Origin of the sequence: Sodalis endosymbiont of Henestaris halophilus, assembly GCF_900161835.1 — a bacterium.
GTDB lineage: Bacteria > Pseudomonadota > Gammaproteobacteria > Enterobacterales > Enterobacteriaceae.
In genome coordinates this window covers 821,451-842,367 of the sequence record NZ_LT897836.1, presented here as the reverse complement: position 1 = coordinate 842,367, position 20,917 = coordinate 821,451, and the positions used below count along the sequence as shown (strand labels likewise).

General features: G+C 35.7%; 8 protein-coding genes. 5 read left to right on the top strand and 3 right to left on the bottom strand.

Going from position 1 to position 20,917, the window contains the following annotated elements; all coding sequences use genetic code 11:
* Positions 1-1,396 precede the first annotated feature (1,396 nt).
* Both cls and hns read left to right on the top strand, forming a co-directional pair.
* The gene (gene cls, locus HBA_RS01740; RefSeq protein WP_097032322.1) at positions 1,397-2,857 is read left to right on the top strand and encodes a cardiolipin synthase; all 1,461 of its coding nucleotides are present in this window, start codon (positions 1,397-1,399) and stop codon (positions 2,855-2,857) included.
* Between the two features lie 3,507 nt (positions 2,858-6,364).
* A complete protein-coding gene (gene hns, locus HBA_RS01735) occupies positions 6,365-6,772 on the top strand; it encodes a histone-like nucleoid-structuring protein H-NS (protein ID WP_097032321.1) in 408 nt (135 codons plus the stop codon).
* 2,025 nt (positions 6,773-8,797) lie between these two features.
* On the opposite strand, the gene HBA_RS01730 is transcribed toward hns, so the two are convergent.
* The 3 genes from HBA_RS01730 to galU are packed head-to-tail and all read right to left on the bottom strand — an operon-like array spanning position 8,798 to position 12,117.
* Entirely contained in the window at positions 8,798-9,805 is a 1,008-nt protein-coding gene (locus HBA_RS01730; RefSeq protein WP_097032320.1) for an NAD-dependent epimerase, read from the bottom strand.
* A 9-nt stretch (positions 9,806-9,814) separates the two neighbouring features.
* Positions 9,815-11,158, bottom strand: coding sequence for a UDP-glucose dehydrogenase family protein (locus HBA_RS01725; RefSeq protein WP_097032319.1), 1,344 nt, complete (start codon positions 11,156-11,158; stop codon positions 9,815-9,817).
* A gap of 53 nt (positions 11,159-11,211) precedes the next feature.
* Positions 11,212-12,117: a UTP--glucose-1-phosphate uridylyltransferase GalU gene (galU, locus tag HBA_RS01720; protein ID WP_097032318.1), complete on the bottom strand. Its 906-nt coding sequence runs from the start codon at positions 12,115-12,117 to the stop codon at positions 11,212-11,214.
* A 2,923-nt stretch (positions 12,118-15,040) separates the two neighbouring features.
* Between galU and xthA the strand changes: the two genes are divergently transcribed.
* From xthA to sppA, 3 genes are all read left to right on the top strand, one after another.
* Positions 15,041-15,847 (top strand): exodeoxyribonuclease III, encoded by an 807-nt coding sequence (gene xthA, locus HBA_RS01710; protein WP_097032316.1) that lies wholly within the window; start codon positions 15,041-15,043, stop codon positions 15,845-15,847.
* Positions 15,848-17,648: 1,801 nt separating this feature from the next.
* Entirely contained in the window at positions 17,649-17,765 is a 117-nt protein-coding gene (locus HBA_RS03480) for a UBP-type zinc finger domain-containing protein (protein ID WP_157774249.1), read from the top strand.
* 872 nt (positions 17,766-18,637) lie between these two features.
* Positions 18,638-20,491 (top strand): signal peptide peptidase SppA, encoded by a 1,854-nt coding sequence (gene sppA, locus HBA_RS01705; RefSeq protein WP_097032315.1) that lies wholly within the window; start codon positions 18,638-18,640, stop codon positions 20,489-20,491.
* Positions 20,492-20,917 lie beyond the last annotated feature (426 nt).

Here is a 20,917-nt window from a genome sequence, read left to right as displayed (position 1 = left end):
ACTTATAATTAACATTAACATTAAAAACCTGCTAACAAGCTTTTCTATATTCAGCTCAATAGAGTTCCTTCAAAAGTTAAATAAAATGGTCTATAGTATCCTGATGGGGCGGCGGCGCGTTATTAAAAGCTTTCCTGGTACCTGTTAGTCTGTACGTCATGAGACGATCGTCATGCTGACGTTTAAGCAACAGAAAGCATTAAACATATGGGATATTGTAAAGTGAAAGGTAACTTCATTGAATAGAAGCAAAATACATAACAGAATTAATTCTGTAACCAAAATAAACGTCTAATTAAGTAGACGTAATAAATAACCATATAAAGCTATAAGTCTAATTTAAAATAGTTAACGTAACATTAATGGCATTTATGTTGTAAAAACAACATTTAAATGCATATAGTAAGCATGTTTGCTAACTTATTTATAATCTATTTGTCGTTTAGCATGTTTACCGTGCATAAACAAGCTACTTTAAAAACTGCCGAATATTGTATAATGCTTTATTAAGCATGTTTTAACCTTGTTTTAAACCACATTAACGCTATGGTTAATTACCCGTTATTTTTACTTATTAACTGACACTGTTTTATTCCCTTTACAGGACTCTTTTTTAACTATATATCTTTGACCGTTTATGCAGATAGTCAAACTTTTTGTGGCAATACAAATACAATTTTGTAACGTGAATTAAATTTATTTATACTTACCGAAAAGACGTGGCCGATTCGTTAAAGTAACATCTATTTTCCTATTCATTAATAGTACCTACAACTAATGTTAATCAGAGTTACCTACTTACTCAATAACCTCACACCCTGGTTATTGACTCAGTAAGGATTACTTTTAGAAGTATTTCAGTTATGCAACCGGCGTTGCCAAATTAACTGATCCCTAGAAAATCTACCCTACCGTCTCTCGCACACATGGAAGAGATAGAGTAAGATACGTGTATCTTACGTGCAATACTATAGCTAATGCGACAGCATACTAACACAAAATTTAGCAGTATTGCATATTTCAACAGCAATACGATAAAAATGCAACATACCTAGATGAGTATATGGCCATAAAGAAAAATAAAGGATAGCCTAAAGTGCTTAAGCTTAAAATGAATCAAGCATTAGGCGGCAATTAATGAGATATTACACATTAACTTACTGATTGTTCTATAGATTATATCTGACATTTCATGCAATAGCGGTAACTACATTATAATTTATTTATGCAAACCTTCAGAGTAGGTTTAGACTAACGAATACCATTATAACTACCTTTAACCATGCTAAGCCGCGCATTGGTTACTAAGAATAATGCTCCAGGAAAACAATTTCCTCTTTACGTCCCGTATGCGTAAACTCATACCAACGCTCTGCAAACAGGATTTTACGCTTTTATGACAACGTTTTATACCGTCATCAGCTCGCTATTACTTTTCGGCTATTGGTTGTTGATCGCAAGCATTACTCTGCGGGTAATGATAAAACGTCGCACGGTGCCTTCAGCCATGTCTTGGTTGCTTATTATCTATATTTTGCCTCTGGTCGGAATTATCACTTATTTATTATTTGGTGAACCCAACCTGGGTAAACGCCGCGCAAAACGTAGCAAAGCACTTTGGCCTTACACTGTTAAATGTATTACAAACCTAAAAGAACGTCGTCACCCTTTATCTATTAAAAACAGTGAATTGGCTCGTCCTTTATTCCAGCTCTGCGAACACAGACAAGGTGTAGTCGGTTTGACTGGTAATCAAATTAAACTATTCACCAGCACGGATGATACATTGCGGGCACTAATTCACGATATTAATCTAGCACAAAACAATATTGAGATGGTGTTTTATATTTGGAAAACCGGAGGCCTGGTGGACAAAGTAGCGGAAGCATTAATGACCGCGGCCAGGCGCGGCGTACGCTGCCGAGTAATGCTCGATTCTGCCGGTAGCGTAGAGTTTTTCCGAGGTCTCTACCCTGCGCGAATGCGCGAATCTGGCGTGCATGTAGTAGAAGCGTTACACGTAAGCATTCTGCGCATGTTTTTACGTCGCATGGACTTGCGCCAACATCGCAAAATGGTACTAATTGACAACTATATTGCCTACACCGGCAGTATGAATATGGTGGATCCGCGCTTTTTTAAACAAAACGCTGGCGTCGGTCAATGGATAGATATTATGGTGCGTATAAAAGGGCCAGTAGCTACCGTCATGGGCGTAATTTTTTCTTGCGATTGGGAAATAGAAACCGGCGAACGTATCCGGACCCCACATCCTGACGTCAATATCATGCAATTTAAACAGACCGTTGGACATACGATCCAAGTGATTGCCTCTGGTCCTGGTTTTCCGGAAGGAGTCATCCATCAAGCCTTGCTCACCTCTATTTACGCAGCACGCGAGCAATTGGTCATGACCACTCCCTATTTGGTTCCTAGTGATGATTTGCTTCACGCTATTTGTACCGCAGCCCAACGCGGAGTAAAAGTGCATGTTATTGTACCTCGCTATAATGATTCAATACTAGTTAATTGGGCCAGTAGAGCTTTTTTTGCCGAGTTGCTGGAAGCTGGTGTTTTCATACACCAGTTCGAGGGAGGTTTGTTGCATACCAAAAGTGTTTTGGTTGACGGCCAGTTGAGTTTAGTGGGAACAGTAAATCTAGACATGCGCAGCTTATGGCTAAACTTTGAGATAACGTTGGTTATAGATGATAACAATTTCGGCAACGAACTAGCAAAAGTGCAAAAGGATTATCTTGCCCGGTCACGACTTATCGAAGCATCATTTTGGTCGAATCGTCCATACTGGCAGCGTATCGTAGAGAGACTCTTTTACTTTTTTAGTCCATTATTGTAAATAATACAAGCAAATGTGCTGTAGTAGCATATCCTTCGGTTAACGAAGGAGTTACAATAACTGTAAATAATCATCTAACGAATAACAAATTATTATAAGTAAAACTATTAAAGTTTCCTCTAGTTAGAGAGAATGATTGCGCATTGACGACATTTATATTTAATGTGCAATTTTAACATCGTAGAATAGCATAACTTTTAAACCTGTCAGAATCGTGGAATAAGCAGGTAAATTTTATTTAAATACCAATTAATTCGTAACAATAGTAATTGTTTTCAAGGAACAAAAGTTCCGTATGAATTTTGTTTACAAAATCTTAATTATTTATAACAACATTGAGAAACCTTTCCAAATCTTCTGGAAAAGTTCGCGGTGGCAAGAGCCTACGATAAATACCTGCAAGTCCTACGTCATCTCTTAAACAATGCTGAATCGTGGGGGCAAAATTCCGGTAACGACTTAAGCTCGTACAACACATCATATCCGTTATTAAGTACTAAATACATATTTAGATAAAAATTAATCGGTTACTGCTTCCTTTAATAACCAATTCTCCTTGATTATTGCGGTATTTATTTTGGTCTAAATTTAAACCTTCAAAATTAAAGCTTGCGTAATTAGAAGTATTGTCGTTTGTGGTGAGTATAGTCATAAATATTAATTAACCACAAAATCGGCGACATTACTTTGCAAAAAGTTATTGCCATGTAGTAAATTAAAGATATTAGTGTTAAGTTAACTAGCTTTAGATCGATTTTTCTAATCAATTAATAAATTACCTAAACATTAACCTCTATGTATCGTCGCTAATAAATTACATCTGGTAAAGCTTATTATAGTTCTGGCAAACCTTTTATCCGCATCGGCAATATTAATATCATAATGGATAATACCGGGAATATCAAAGAGCATGATTTTCTAATCTTAATGTTAAATCTTCGATAATGACGTTATCTGCAATAATAAACAATCGGTAATCGTTAATAAATTTATAACATTAATCTAAATATCGTGGCAACGCGTACTTTGGCAACACCAAAGTTTTGATTAGTTAAATTAATAAGGTAGGAGAGTATGAATCCTTTGCTCATAAAACACTGTTGTTTCAACCTTACCATATATCAAACAAGAGGATTTTAAGGACACATTAAAACTCACTCAATTAATAGCTATGGAAGTAGTATCACACATGATTATTACCTCTAATATAGCCCATGGGAACCAGAGCGAAATCATAAAATACTTATAAACAAAAATAAAATCGCGTGTATTTTAATCAAAATATAGCATTACAGGATGTCATAAAATGCGCATTACAACTTTCAATTGGCGTCAGAATCGACTCTAAGGCAAGGATCTGAAAGAGATGACTATTTTTTTGAATATCACACTGAAATGTTATTAACAACATCATATTAAGTCTAATTTGAGCATGATGTGAATCAACTACTTAAATTTATTTTATTACTGCTTACTATACACTGCCAATTTTCCTAAAGGAAAGGGCTAATCACAGCGCCGCGCGCATCTAAATTGCACTCGCGGTTTTATTTAGGCTAAATACATTGCACTTTTAAATGTTACACTTAAAGCGATACAGGTAAGTCATCTTTAAGTCAAACTTATTTACTTTAGGTAAAAGTTAAAATAGATGTTGCAATTATTGGTGATATTAAGTTTGTTAACACTTTTCCCTAGAAAAGTCAGTCATTAACCTAAAAATTAAGCTCAAAATTTCACATTCCTTATAACCTTACGCAGCTTAACTTTAAGCAAAATTATTCTAACAATATCTACTGCTATTTTAGTCAAGTAAAACCTTTCTGTCAAGAAGGATTTGACCACAGACACGCCGTCAATATGCACAAATCATTAATTATCTGGAGACTTAGTGTGCTGGGTAAAAATAAAAAACTAATGCAGTAACTTAATAAAATCAGCTTAAACTCAATATTCCAATCTTGATTCGCTAAATCCATGTACAAAAAGCAGACTACTTGTTAAAGTATGGATAACTTTTTAAAAAACAAATGCGATAATCAGTATACTGGCTGTAACCTTCGTTACAAACGTATTGCCGAATTAAAGCAATTCTTGCTAACTACCTAACAAAACGCAATTTTATAAAGAAATTTAATGTCGTGATAATCATCAACTCCCTTCTTAAAAAAAGATACTTAAGTTACTGTGCTAATATCCAAAAGAAAAAAGAAAGTAAACAACCATTCATTGTCTAATCTACTGCAGACAATTACGTTAATAGCAATAACTGATGCCCGGAAGTACGACGTTGATACCTATATGTTTTGACGTTTTAGCCAGAGCAAAATCTATAAGATATATACACCGACGATAACCCACAAACACCAAGATAAGCGCTTATCCCAACTGATAAGCGCGAATAAAATAATTAGGACCTCGCGCCCGAGCTATTCATATTAAGGACAGTTGCATAAGCAGGTACGCGGCAGAATATTAATGGTCAACAACTTTATGCAAATTAAAGTTATTTTCGTAGCTAAACCAGGAATATTTTAAGTTTTACCGCTGCAAATAATATAGCAATTTTGCTGGTCAAAAGTGACATGCATTTATTCATCAACACGCAGTGAACGTCCTGATATCAATCATGAGTCGCCAAGATCACAAAAAATTGCGGTATTGAACTTTTCCGGAACGAAAAGGCATTTGTATAATGCTGAACTAACTTGCCATAGGTGTAGACACATTCTATTTTTCTCCATGAATACCAGAGTACAATGACGAGTTTTTAATAATTACAAGAAGACTGCAGAAAGTACGTTACGATAGATTTGCTGGAATTTAGTGCATCTTGCAATATTACAACATATTATAAAATAAATATTAACCATCCGTATTGCACTTCGACTTAATAGATAGAATCACATGAGTGAGAACAATATACTTCCGTAATATTCTACAGAATGAACTTAACCAGTATTCTAATTTTTTTGTAACGGCAACAACTGAAAAGATAGCTAACATAATGTTTTATTTCCTAAAAACAATAAAAATTGTGTGTAGCCGCTACCGTGGTATAGCGGTAATTTACCCTAGTTTCAACTTGCTGCTCTCTGTAGTCTATAGCGCCATAATAAATTTCCTCTTTAGAATTAATTGCGATAGCGAGACGATTTACGGGAGTAAATCGCTTCGATCAACATAATATAAAAAACGCAGAAATCTGTTATGAAATTTTTATTTCAACTTTTAGTTGTGGTTGTGCCTTAGCTCACAGCGATATAAACCTTTTACCTTTGCGATAAAATTAGCAGCGTTTTATGTAAATCATAAAGCTTCCTGAAAGAGAAATGCAATTTGATAAATAAATTCTCCTGGATCAGGCAACACAATATCCATACAACTGCAGAGTAATGGGCATTATAAAAAATATTATTAATTAATTACAATCTAGGTATTGCAGAAAAGAAACTAGCGCTCTAATATTGCTCAGAGGCCCTCTTTATAAGATTCGAGATTATATCAATGAGCGAAGCACTAAAGATTCTTAACAACATCCGTACCCTGCGCACACAAGCCAAAGAATGCACTCTGGAAACTCTTGAAGAAATGCTAGAGAAATTAGAGGTAGTTGTCAATGAGCGACGTGAAGAAGATAGCCAAGCTCAAGCTGAAATTGAAAGGCGTACAAATAAGTTACAACAATACCGCGAAATGTTGATTGCCGATGGCATTGACCCAAACGAATTGTTACAATCAATTAGTTCATCTAAATTCGCTGGTAAAAGCAAACGCGCAACTCGTCCAGCGAAATATCAATATTCTGACCAAAATGGCAACGTTAAAACTTGGACCGGTCAAGGTCGTACCCCAGCGATCATCAAGCAAGCAATTGATAAAGAAGGCAAGGTGCTAGAAGATTTTCTTCTGTAAGTTAATGACAAACTCACACATAAGCAACCAGCTATAGGCAAGATGTTGCTTATGTGTCACTGGCATAGCACGAGACATACAAAACTAAAGTAATATGAACCCATCATATTCGAGAATAAATCTATTTCATAAAAAACTGCGCTATACAAATGATTAGTAATCAACAAACGAACTTTGTGTTTATTACATAATAAACAGAGTAATTAACTAGTGAAATATATTCTTAGTAAGAATCACAATCAGCATTTTACTATGGCACGGTCAATTATACTCATTAAGATACAAAATATTTGAATTATCAATAGTCATGAGCGATGTATGTATTACTCTATTTTCTGAACTCATTTGCAATAAATTAAATAACTGTACCGCGAATACGCCGCGATTAGAAATCATTTGCTATTCAAAATATTTGAACTACAATAATTTTAATCATATACTGAACATTATTATTAATTTTCTGCATTATATTTAAATAGGTAACGCCTGATAAAAAAGAAAACTATCATAATTTAATAAATATTATTTCCTAAATTACCTTATGTCACATTAATAATGATTTATCTGGTTATAAATATTTGCTAATTCTCGCATATAGTATATATGCGCAAGCAAATCTTTTTGTTTCATCTCTAACCACATATCTAAATATTACGCCTACTGCTGTGCAAATAAGCGACGTCAAAAATACCTATATTATACCTATACCTTACTCACTACTGATTAGTAAATCATAAATAATATCAACTCGGATTTATATTACTTAAATCCTGATTAATAATTTCAAGATTGTTAATCTTTTATTGTTTCTGTAACAAACAAGAGATATATTAAAATTAATACTAATGTAAATGATTTTGCAACCGTACAAAAGGTTAAATTTGAATAGCAACAACCTTAATATTTCCTAAGAAATAAAATATTTCTGCTTTATTTATCTTCATCAAGATAAAGTTCATTCTCGATCAACCTTGCATGCATAAAGATGCGTCTAAACCCATATTAATGTCAATCTTTGAGTAATCCCTAGAAAAGGGTTGATACTGCCAGCTTAGTTATTTATCTTTAACAGATTAAAATGCAGAAACCTAAAACTATGAAGCACTTTAAATATAAAAATAAAATTCTTAGGACTTACTACCATCTTGGTATTAAATTACTTTATTTAGTAATAAACAAATTAATAGGATAATACTCAGTAATATTATATTTTAGATCTTTGATGTTTATCTTAGTAACCACCGCTAATGTGAGCAGACCTATGAGTCTTATGTTTAGCATACTTTATTAAACGTAATTTAGTAAAAACAACTAACACTAGCCGTACTTCTCGCCGTTGTCAGAAGCAGAGATTACTTTATAATCCATATAACCATAGGATATAAAATAATTAATTGACAAGCCAAAAGATAAAATCTTCGGCATAAAATGATAGTCAATTCATTATAAGGCACATTATCATAAATAGACCTGTTAAAAAAAACTAAAATTTGAAATTACTAACCTTATCCTATTAATATCTGGTAGTGACACAAATGCAGCCATTTTTGGTGCGGCGCATTACTAATATCTGAATAAGTAGGTAATAAACCTATCTAGCAATAGTGCAAAATTTGTATCTACCGTAAACCAGAGTGAGTTGAACAATATTAACCTCTTTAGACTAAGTGCAAATCGTTAAAGTTTTTTGAATAATCTTAAACGTTGCCTATTCAACTTGTGAGATGGTCCACAATGACAGAGAAATATTCTATGTTAGCCGAAATAATAACAGGCTCTTTGTCGCTATAAATTTGCAACAATATGAATCTACAAGGTAATTATTAAGCTAATAAATAACTAGATGAAACTAATCTTCAGGTGCTTAAAAAAGAAGAGGTATAAAAACTATTAGTTTAATACAAAAGTAGAATTAGCTATAGAATAGAATTCTATAGAACCTATCAGGACTTATAAATATACTAAAAGTTGAATGCTAAACAAATTAAGACCGTTATTATCTAAGCATAATAACGGAACAACATATTAACACTGGTAATACTCGCGATACCATTTTACAAATTGTTTGACTCCTTCCGTTACTGGCGTTTGTGGTTTAAAATTAATAGCACGATCCAAAGCCTGCGTATCAGCGCTTGATTTCAGTACATCTCCAGGCTGCATCGGTAATAAATTCTTCTCTGCCTGCATGCCAATCGCGTCTTCCAGTGCCTGTATATAGTCTATCAATTTTACTGGCTGACTATTGCCAATATTGTAAATACGATAAGGAGCAGAACTTGTAGATAACGAACCGGTTTCTATGGTCCAGTCGGTATCTAGTACTGGGATGACATCCTGAATACGCACTATCGCTTCGACTATGTCATTAATATAGGTAAAGTCTCGCACCATGTCTCCGCCGTTATAAACATCGATACAATCACCGTTAAGTATTGCTCGGGTGAATTTGAACAACGCCATATCAGGGCGGCCCCATGGGCCATAAACGGTAAAAAAACGCAGACCTGTAGTTGATAAATTATAAAGGTGCGCATATGCGTGCGCCATCAGCTCATTAGCTTTTTTAGTAGCTGCGTATAAAGATACAGGATGATCCACCGGATCGTTTGTAGAAAAAGGTAATTTGCAGTTAAGACCATAGACCGAACTGGAAGACGCGTACAACAAATGCACAACTTGAGTATGCCGACACCCCTCAAGAATATTAAGATGACCAATCAAGTTAGAGTCACCGTAAGCAAGGGGATTGTTTAGCGAATTGCGTACCCCAACTTGTGCGCCAAGATGAATAACCCGCTCAAACTCTTCATCGACAAATAGGCGGGCTATACCCTGCTGGTCAGCTAAATCAAGCTTGTGAAAACGGAACATGTCATACTGTATCAAGACGTCAAGACGAGCGTGCTTCAACGACACATCATAATAATTACTGAGATTATCAATGCCTATTATCTGATGACCGTCAACAAGCAAACGCTTACTAACATGATAGCCGATAAAACCGGCTGCGCCGGTAACTAAAATTTTCATTATATTTTCTTATAAATGGGAAGCCAGCGACTCGCCGCGGCCAATGCCATAATAAACAAAGCCGCGATTAGAGAGGCGTTTTGGATCATATAAATTACGGCCATCAAAGATAACTGGCTGTTTTAACTCTGCTTTAATGACATCAAAATCCGGATCGCGGAAATTGTGCCACTCGGTACAAATGACCAACGCATCAGTGCCGCGCAGAGCGGCTTCTTTTGTATCCATTAACTGAAGATTATCTCGGTGGCCGTAGATACGTTTGGTTTCATTCATTGCTTTAGGATCGAAAGCATGAATAGTAGCCCCAGCCCGCCATAGCGCTTCCATCAATACCCGACTTGAAGCTTCGCGCATATCTTCAGTGTTGGGTTTGAAAGATAACCCCCATAGCGCAAAGGTTTTGCCGCTTAAATCGGTGCCGAAATGGCGGAGAATAAAAATCAATAATTTATCTTTTTGTTTATAGTTAATATCTTCAACAGCTTGCAGCAAATTGGATTGGTAACCTATTTTTTCGGCGGTGCGAATAAGCGCCTTAACGTCTTTCGGGAAGCAAGAACCGCCATACCCACAGCCAGGGTAAATAAAACTATAACCGATGCGTGAATCAGCTCCGATGCCCTGGCGTACTTTCTCTACATCTGCGCCTAATAATTCCGCCAGATTAGACATTTCATTCATAAAACTAATTTTGGTGGCTAACATACAGTTAGCTGCATATTTTGTAAGCTCGGCGCTACGTATATCCATCCAGATCATCCGATTAAAATTGCGGTTGAACGGCTCGTAGAGCTCATGCAGCAATTCCACGACACCTTCATTGTTGGTTCCTACAACAATTCGCTCAGGACACATGCAATCAGCCACAGCAGATCCTTCTTTTAAGAACTCAGGGTTGGATACCACATCGAACATCAACTTGCTATTACGGTTTTGTAAAGTCTCCCGGATCACAGCAAGAACTTTATCCGCCGTCCCCACCGGAACGGTAGATTTATTTAGAACTACCTTGTAATCCTTCATATACTGGGCTATAGTGCGCACTACAGAAATTACATACTTCAAGTCCGCAGAACCGTCTTCGGCGGGAGGCGTGCCTACCGCGATAAATTGCATGACACCATGATTGACGCCAGCTTGCACATCCATGGTAAAATTCAAACGTCCAGCTTCATAATTCTGCTGTACCAATGGCGTTAGCCCTGGTTCAAAAATAGGAATCACGCCTTTTTTAATATTTTCAACTTTGTGTTTATCCACGTCGACACATAACACGTCGTGCCCCACTTCAGCAAAAACTGCTGCCTGCACCAAACCGACATAGCCAATACCAAAAATAGTCACATTCATGCTATACGCTCCTATATATATTAATCAATATATAGCCCTAAAACTTTTAAATTTCATTCTTTGCAGACGTTTTTTAACCATGTGTTGAATTGTTTTCCAATACTTTCATGACGTAAGCCATATTCAACAAATGCTTGTATATAACCTAGTTTATCACCACAGTTGTAACTTAGTCCCTGCAGGGAATAGGCCTCTACGATCTCGTCGCCTATCAGCATCGAAATCGCATCCGTCAACTGAATTTCATTGCAGGCTCCTGGCGGGATTTTCTCCAATAACGCCCAAATATGGGCGGATAATACATAGCGGCCAGCTACAGACAAATTAGACGGCGCGTCTTCCTCCGTTGGTTTTTCAACTATGCTAATTATTTCTGCGCTATCACCCGGTTTCAGAGTCTTGCCTTGACAATCTACTACGCCGTAGTTAGTAATATCGTCCACTGGCTCTACTAAAATTTGACTACGACCAGTATTTTCAAAGCGTTTTAACATTGCTGCTAGATTATCTATCTGAAGATTAGATTTATATTTATCAACAATCACATCAGGTAGAATCACTGCAAGTGGCTCATGACCTACCAGTGGATGCGCACACAAGACCGCATGACCCAATCCTCTAGCTAGACCCCCCTGTCGGACCTGCATAATAGTTACATCGGGAGGACAAATCGACTGAATTTCTGCCAAAAGCTGGCGTTTGACGAGTTTTTCTAGCATAGCTTCTAGCTCAAAACTAGTGTGAAAATGATTTTCAATAGAGTTTTTGGAAGAATCAGTTACAAGTATGATTTCATTAATGCCTGCAACTATACATTCATGCACCACATACTGAATAAGTGGTTTATCTACCAGAGGTAGCATTTCCTTTGGAATTGCTTTGGTTGCCGGCAACATTCGTGTTCCTAATCCCGCTACCGGTATTACTGCTTTTTTTACTTTTGTCGTAACAGCAGACATAAACTACCTCTTTTCATTAAAATAAATTTTTCTATTCAAAAACAGAACGTTTTGATTATATCAGTTTTGATATAGAAAACTTGGTGAAATAATATATATTAGGTCTAAAAAGATAATTACTCAATTGTGAGAATTTAAAAGTATTAGATTGATTATTTTCCATACAAAATAAACCCAATAGCCTGTTAGTTAGTACTGAATATGAGACACAAACGGGCCATTTGGCCTAAATTAAATATTGTTAAATAATATATTGTTAGCTTCACTAATGCAGGTAAGCAATTATGTATTGAATCCAGGTGTAAGTTATACTATTTGACAAATCTATTAGTTATAAGCATCAGTATAACTTTCAGAATAGCATCTAATAAAATCAAGTTATTTATTACAAGTTAATAATTTCTTACTAATAACTAAGAGAAATATTCTCTTAACATTAACATACGTAAATTTGATTATATTGTCATTAAGACAAGTAATACTAGCAGTTAGTCGGAACGCACGATAAGCCACGTTTAGTTAAACTAAATAGTTTAACTATGTCGTAAGAACAAATATAACTAAATATTTTTTAATTTACTCACATAACGTGAGATAATATATTAAAATTAATAAATAATTAATCATAATTGTAAACTATACGATATCCAGCATAAGATCCGGAGACGCATTTTATAGTTTACTACTAATAATTTACCAGGCATTGTGCGATATGCTATTGCACGCTAGGCTAAAACTACTTAAATAGTTTGATTGTTGGAACAGCAGAACTTTATATTTAAATAGTTACATTTATTAATCTTACTTAACTTTGGAAATAAACATATGGAAATAAATAATGGCCTAATAAAATTAGGCGCAAAAGGAGGAAATTTTTACAACTATTTAAGCAGCATATTCTATATTTTAGTCGACCAACTATGGTTATATAGATTATTTAATTGGCACCAAAATAATTTGGATAATCTTGATACTATTAGTCACACAAAATATAAATTAACAAAGATTAAACCATTTATTATAAATAATATCAGAAAAATCTGATGCAATATGCAAAATGAGCATCAACTTATAAATTAAAAACGATTCTTGATTTTCCTCGAAAATATTAATCCCTAACGTCAGAAGAATAATTACCTAAGCAAAGATCAAAAAACAGTTTTCTTCTTAAATGAAGAAAATAAAAATTATTCACTAAAATTTTTATTTTATATTTTCTATATATCTATAATAGTAGTTGCAATACACCAATTTACTTATAAATAATGACAGTAAGCTTTTGTCCTGATAATGAACTGTTACTTACATTATAATTGAAAATTAGCTGTTGGTTCTTACAGGGGTTTCATAGAGCCGATCTTTAAAGATCTATAAAATATCAGCTGATACGTTAAATTTTGCACGCTTAATGGGATAATTACTATTAAGTAATATTAAATTTTATTACAACATAATATATTTCAGGACAAATTAATAATAACCAACTGACGATATAAAGATCAAATACCAGATTGCAAACACGAGATAGAAATTTTATTAATTAAAATTTAGTTTTAAATCAGTAACAAGAACGTCGCTATTTAGGTAAATAGTTTTGTTCATATATTGCTGATCGTACAGATCTTTAAGTTTTTATTAAAATAGTAAAATCGCTTATCGCTACATCCTTTCAGCAGCGATAAGTGATATACCAATTTTGCCATCCTTGCTATATATAAACACAAGTTTCATGATACTTAAATTATAGGTGCCAACTAATAAGTTAATATAGGTCACTTTACTTTACTGCTTATGAAACATCTGTTCTGATGCATTTAGAGTTAACCCTTAATAATATTAGTGAGTTTAATGAACGCTGTAATATCTAATATTATTAGATCAATACAGTCATTCTCATCTATTTAGATATTAGTTATGTCACTGCACCAAACCTAGTTGCGTATGTGTTACTGGGAGTTGTTAGTTAAGATTAACTTAGTGATTGCAAAGTATTAGTTTACTCAACATATGTATTTATAAGACATAAACTGATAACTGGCTATTGCCCGTTTTTCATAGGATAACCTGATTATTAACTCATCATTTTAACCCACATGTTTTAATATTAATTGCATAAAAACTCTGATTCTGACACAAGTGAGACCGTGACTAAATGCTACAAGCGCGTTTACTATATTATGTCTAATAACACATTCTAACATCATATTCATAAGTCTGACACTACAATCCCAAATATGGAACGGCTACTGCAATAAATATCACAAATCTTATAAAAAATACTACCGAGTATTATGCTATTAATTTGTTGATTACAAAGCATAGATTAAGTCAATCTAATATTAAGAGTGCGATAGCATTTTTAATATTTTATTTTCTTTCAAGGAATTGAATTTACTTCAAGATCTTGGATTGTGATTTATTCAAGAATTAATAGCAAGTCAGTAAGGCTTCACCGGTAATTAGAAACGGTTTTTGCAGCGTTGCTGGTCGCATGGATGATATGACATTCGTAGCTTTGGCCGCATCTTTACATGCGTATAAAATTGATCGAAAATCATCTCGGTTTTGCGATACTAGAAGTAAATATATATTAGTTAATTAAGTAACTAATACCTATCTATAATATTTTCCCAAAGTGTGGCAGTTTCATTATTAATTACATACACCTAGGTTTCCCTGATCTTAATGGAGGTAAAGTGAGTACCTTTAATCAAGATTAGTATCGAGTAACTCGAGACTAAAATGCACAACACCAATCCGCAGTGTGTAAGGTACAAAAAAAGAATTACCACGGCAATCTTATAAAAACTTCCTACTAAAAATAAAACACGCATGTTTCTTGACTGATACAGTAGGCAAGTCGTATTTTTTTGCAACTTAGATTTTATATCATTTGATGATATACTTTAATGTGGTTTAAACAATGAAAGTCGTCTCATTTAATATAAACGGGCTACGTGCTCACCCCCATCAACTTGCGGCTATTATCACCACAATAAAACCGGACGTAATCGGTCTGCAGGAAACCAAAGTCCACGATGATATGTTTCCTATAGATGAAGTCTCTCGACACGGTTATTATGCTTACTATCATGGTCAAAAAGGCCACTACGGTGTAGCATTACTCAGCCGCAAAAAGCCATTAGCTATACGCCGCGGCTTTAATACCGATGGTTACAACGCCCAACGTCGGATTATCATGGCCGATTTTATAACTACTAAGGGCTTGTTAACAGTGGTTAACGGCTACTTTCCTAGGGGCGAAAACCGTGATCATAAAGTCAAATTCCTAGCGAAAGAGCGCTTTTACCGCGATCTACAAGACTATGTTAAAAAAAATCACTACGACGAATCTTTGTTGCTTGTCATGGGAGACATGAATATTAGCCCTACCGATCTTGATATCGGTATAGGCGAAAAGAGCCGTAAGCGTTGGCTTCGTACTGGGAAATGTTCTTTCCTCCCAGAGGAGTTGGTTTGGATGGAACATCTTTTAGCGTGTGGCCTAGTCGATATTTACCGACAAAATAATCCTTCAGGCAATAATCGCTACTCCTGGTTTGACTATCGCTCACGTAGCTTTGCTGAAAACCGCGGACTGCGTATTGACCTCTTGTTGGCCTCGTTATCGTTGGCGGCGGTCGTTAGGGCGACTGATATAGATTACAGCATCCGCGCAATGGACAAGCCTTCAGATCACGCTCCGGTGTGGGCAGATTTTGATCTGTAAATCTATTGCAAGCCGCATGTAACCGTGATTAACTAAGTTTATGAAACATTTTCTTTGGAGATAAAGTTTAGCCAAAAAGCAAAGCCTTAAGCGCTTAGTAGATTCTTTGTTTGCCTCCTATATGTTTTTATCCAAAAGAGGAGAAGTAAATTTAGCTATATAAATTTATCTTATTGTATTCTTAGCGGCACAGCTGCTATTAAATTTTTATAAAACTTTACTCAGTTTCTTTCTAACTCGTTCTGCTGCTGGTGCTATAATGGTGAAGTTATACATGCTTTATTACAGGACTACACCACTCAAGATGCCACCAAAAAGATGACATCATTCTAAACAGAAGAGATATATCTAATGTCGTGCCCTAACCCTCCATGAGCCAGTGCAGGCTAGTCATGACACAGCAAGTTTGGCTACCCTGGCTGTGAATAGAAGTGCTCTAACATTTTTTTTCTTAATACGTTCAATACGTTATCGATGTCGTGTGTGTCCTATAAATGAAGATTAAACTTTTAGTGTCAAGATATCTACATTGAAACATTGATCTCATAGTTCGGGGGATATTAAAAACTAGGCGCTATTTGCGCCACTGAGGTGGTCAAACGCTATTACCTTTTAGCCCCCGACCACGAACATAAGTTATTAAAAGGCCACGAGTCGACTAAAGAAGGTTATAAGTTTTATGCTTATTATTGACCACAAATTTGCGGGGCACACAGTGATGAAAGACGCTGGTTGCTAAACAATCTAATGCATCCTTTGAGTCAAAGGATAAATATTACAATAACAAGTTTGTTCACTTATGTAAGTGAACGACGACTTACTCACTATAAGTGGTATATTCGAATAATAAATACATAGATAAAACTGCATTAGTTATTACTAGAGTGATGTTTTTTAAAAAAACCGCATCTAAACTAAATGCAATAATAAAAAATCGTTGTTCCAGTGACCAATAATAGGAGTATTGGCGAGCAGACTTCTTCTTCAGAAGAATCTAATTCTATACAAAACCGGCAACAGTAAACAGCAGCTACGGCAATATTTTGTGCGCTACACCACTTGGTTTCATTTAAAATTCACTCAGCGCCTAAGCAAGACCATCGGCCATAGTATAAACATCATCATATTCTTACCCCCTCTTTTGCACACCTAACAGCGCGCCTAATTCACTTTTAGCAATAAAACTGATTCGAATGATAAACTGCTTTTACCGCATTAAAAACTAAAACCGCATTTAATACTAACCCTACACCAAACCTTAGATCTTAGTACTAGTGGTATAATTTAGCCTCGCATCATAAGTCTGGTGAACGGCAGGTGTTAATACCTAACACCACCTTACATTTAGATCAAATACTATTACAAAAATAGCGGCAATGAAAACAGAGATACGTGATGAATTCATTGAGTTAATACCCCAAAAAAGATAGGTATCTAACACCTTCTACGTACTTAAGCTAAAATGTTTGTCAACCTACAAATTGGCAATGACGATAACGCAAACGAAAGTAAGACCGTTTCCAACTCCTGTTTATCTTGATACAATATAATCTGTGGTGGCTGACCCGTAAAATACGATCCAATCAAATCCCCCTCCTATTAGGCTAGGTACTAAAGCACTATTCTGAGTCCTGCTAGTTTTGACATCCCGTCTCGTAGCACCCACAGCGCGATAAATTCATTCTTACCACAGAATGACAATATATGCTTTATCTAAAAATAAACTTTTGGCATAAATATTTTGTCATTTTGTTTATTCTTACTACAATTAAACTAAGTGCTAGCGTTTACAACACCTAGTATGATAGATGCATGTCTAACAAGCCAGCATTTTGTTCGAATAAGGTATAAGCAACATCATGCTAATACACACCGTACAGCCAGTCGGTACATGCTCGCAATTAACACCAACACGTAATAATATGCAATCAATATCGTCCGCAGCCGGCTCATAAATTTGCTTATCGTTTGAGGATTAAAATCATTTACTAGGCAACTTTTTCTATGTAACGTTTATCTTAGTTACGTGATCTCCGTATAGTACTAGGTAGTTTTGCACCTTATTTACTAATACCAGATCTTTATTATCAGCGTAGGCAAAAATCTATTTTACTTACACGCAAGACGCTTGAATCACATTCAACTGTTTTAAACGGAAGGTCACTTCTATAGCCGCTACTTGACCAGAATGATTAGTAAATCCGCCAGTACCCATATAATATAGCGTTATCATATATGTAAGTATTTTATTTCATAAAATTATGAAGATAGTAGATCAGGATGCATTTTAAATGATAAACAATTGCATGTATTATGTGTCTTAATTATCGGCTGTGATATAAACTGCAACTTATGCGGTTCAAATATTTGTCGATACACTAAATTAGAAGATACACGAAGGCATCAGTAACGAGCAGGTAATAAACCTCGTGTTAGTTTTCAACTACAGCATCCCGAGATAGAAAAAACGACAAAAAATTTTGCTATAGCAGATAAACGAAGCGCATATATTCGGCAGCTTAGTCCATACTCCAATATGTTAAATACAATTAACTATCTGAGAAAAAACCGTAAGTTATATGAATCGTACCGCGCAGACGGCGACGAAATGTTACTACACTGTGTAAGTACAGTAACGTTGCTCTAAGTATAAACAGTAGTCCGAAACAGAGCTATCAGTAAAACGGTAAGCAATGTGACATGAGAATTTTTCTCAAGCGCTTTTGTATAGCGCAGTAAAATAAATTTTTATATTATAATTTCAAACTGAAATGTTTTATTGGAGAGCTCATGAACACATCGTGGCAAATTATTTTCGCTCCTTTTAAATGGGGTTGGAGATTACTACATTTTATACGCGAATGTATACTTAATGTATTTTTAGTACTTCTTATAATCATGGTAATCGGAATTTATTTACAATTACGGCATTCACAGACAGCGCCAGCAAAAGGCGCTTTGGTAATAGATCTGATCGGCACAGTTGTTGACAAACCAGCAATAAATAATAGATTTCGTTATCTTGGCCGCGAATTAATGGGTGTTTCCAATAACCGGATGCAAGAAAATTCTCTGTTTGATATAGTAAATAAACTACGGCAGGCCAAAAACGATGCTAATATTACCGGGCTAGTTCTATCACTTAAAAATTTTACCGGAACAGATCAGGCATCACTGCAATACATCGGCAAGGCTTTACGCGAATTCCGAGACAATAATAAACCCATTTATGCAATAGGTGACAGTTATAGCCAAGCCCAATATTTTCTTGCCAGCTATGCGAATAAAATTTATCTTACACCTCAAGGCGTAGTGGATCTACGCGGTATTGCGACAAATAATTTCTATTACAAGTCTCTATTAGATAAACTAAAAGTTAATAGCCATATCTTCTACGTAGGCACCTATAAATCCGCGGTAGAACCTTTTCTACGCGATAATATGTCCGATAACGCACGCGAGGCAGATAGCCGCTGGGTAAATCAGCTTTGGCAGCATTATCTGGCGACAGTTGCAGCTAACCGGCAAATTACGCCCAAACAGTTGTTTCCTGGAGCCCCCGCAATGATTGATAGTTTGCGTGCAGTCAAAGGTAACACAGCTCAATTTGCACTTAATAACAAATGGGTTGATGAGGTAGCTTCCCGTTCGGCAATTAACGACGCGTTGACTAAAGAGTTTGGTTGGAGCAAGCGTAAGAAGTCGTTTACTAGTATCAGTATTTATGATTATCAAACTGTAACACCACCGAAAACTGGCGGAAAAATCGCTGTTATTTTTGCCAATGGCGTCATTATCGATGGCTTAGAAACACCGGGGTCGATCGGCGGCGATACCACCGCCGACCAAATACGCAATGTTAGATTAGATCCCAATATTAAAGCTATTGTATTCCGGATTAACAGCCCTGGCGGGAGTGTCACCGCATCTGATGTCATTCGCTCTGAGCTTGCCGCCACACGCGCATCGGGCAAACCCGTAGTGGTTTCTATGGGTAGTGTGGCAGCTTCAGGTGGTTATTGGATGTCCATCCCCGCTAACTACATTATTGCTAGCACAAGTACCTTGACCGGATCCATTGGAATTTTCGGGGTAATCAACACAGTTGAAGGATCTCTTGACAGCATCGGTGTGCATACCAGTGGTGTCGCAACATCACCATTAGCGGATGTATCGATGACCAAAAAACTGCCTCCTGAATTCTCACAAATCATGCATCTTACTGTAGAACATGGATATAATCATTTCATTGATCTAGTTGCGAAGTACCGCCACAAGACCTCTGAGGAGGTTGATAAAATAGGTCAAGGTCATGTCTGGATTGGAAGCGATGCCAAACAAAACGGTTTGGTAGATTGCCTAGGGGATTTTGACGACGCGGTAAATAAAGCTGCCGAACTAGCACAACTGAAAGAATATAAACTCCACTGGCACCTGGATGAACCGGGACTACTAAATTTAGTACTTACGAAGACCAAAACGTCTGTATATACTTTGATGTCTGGTTTGATTCAGTTGTGGTTACCATCACCAGTTACCCAGGTGATAGATAAGCTGAAAAAGGATGCTGTACTTGACCGTAACTGGAACGATCCACAAAATTGTTATGCTTTCTGTCTTTCTTGCAAACAAATAGCACTATAAATGGCTTTACGGAAAGCGCTCCAAAACAAACGCTCGATTTGAAGCCAAGCGTTTGTTTTTTCCCAGCGCTTAACAACGCAGCATATTACTTGCTTTATTAAACAACTAATTAATGATTATCTAAAAGTGCAACTATCTACAACGTACCTTAATCCCATACAGGAAATACATTTATGTCGATTATATAAATAGCATCATTAATATGCAACATTCGAATAATAGTTAAATATCAATTTTTAAACAACTAGATTTTCATCTGACGCTAATGTCAAAAATTTATACCGATAAGCTAATTATCGCTGATCGCGACATGAAGGTTTTTCATACTTACACAAGACGAATTTCATGTAGTTCAACGCCTTTGCACTGTTTTTTTACACTAAAATATTTCTAAGCTGATTATTTTAATCATACGAAAAATTACAC

Bases quoted from the DNA above. Each gene is read 5' to 3' on its own strand.
- cls (WP_097032322.1), top strand. From the start codon at position 1,397: ATGACAACGTTTTATACCGTCATCAGCTCGCTATTACTTTTCGGCTAT.
- HBA_RS01730 (WP_097032320.1), bottom strand. From the start codon at position 9,805: ATGAAAATTTTAGTTACCGGCGCAGCCGGTTTTATCGGCTATCATGTT.
- xthA (WP_097032316.1), top strand. From the start codon at position 15,041: ATGAAAGTCGTCTCATTTAATATAAACGGGCTACGTGCTCACCCCCAT.
- HBA_RS01725 (WP_097032319.1), bottom strand. From the start codon at position 11,158: ATGAATGTGACTATTTTTGGTATTGGCTATGTCGGTTTGGTGCAGGCA.
- sppA (WP_097032315.1), top strand. From the start codon at position 18,638: ATGAACACATCGTGGCAAATTATTTTCGCTCCTTTTAAATGGGGTTGG.
- galU (WP_097032318.1), bottom strand. From the start codon at position 12,117: ATGTCTGCTGTTACGACAAAAGTAAAAAAAGCAGTAATACCGGTAGCG.
- hns (WP_097032321.1), top strand. From the start codon at position 6,365: ATGAGCGAAGCACTAAAGATTCTTAACAACATCCGTACCCTGCGCACA.
- HBA_RS03480 (WP_157774249.1), top strand. From the start codon at position 17,649: ATGATAGATGCATGTCTAACAAGCCAGCATTTTGTTCGAATAAGGTAT.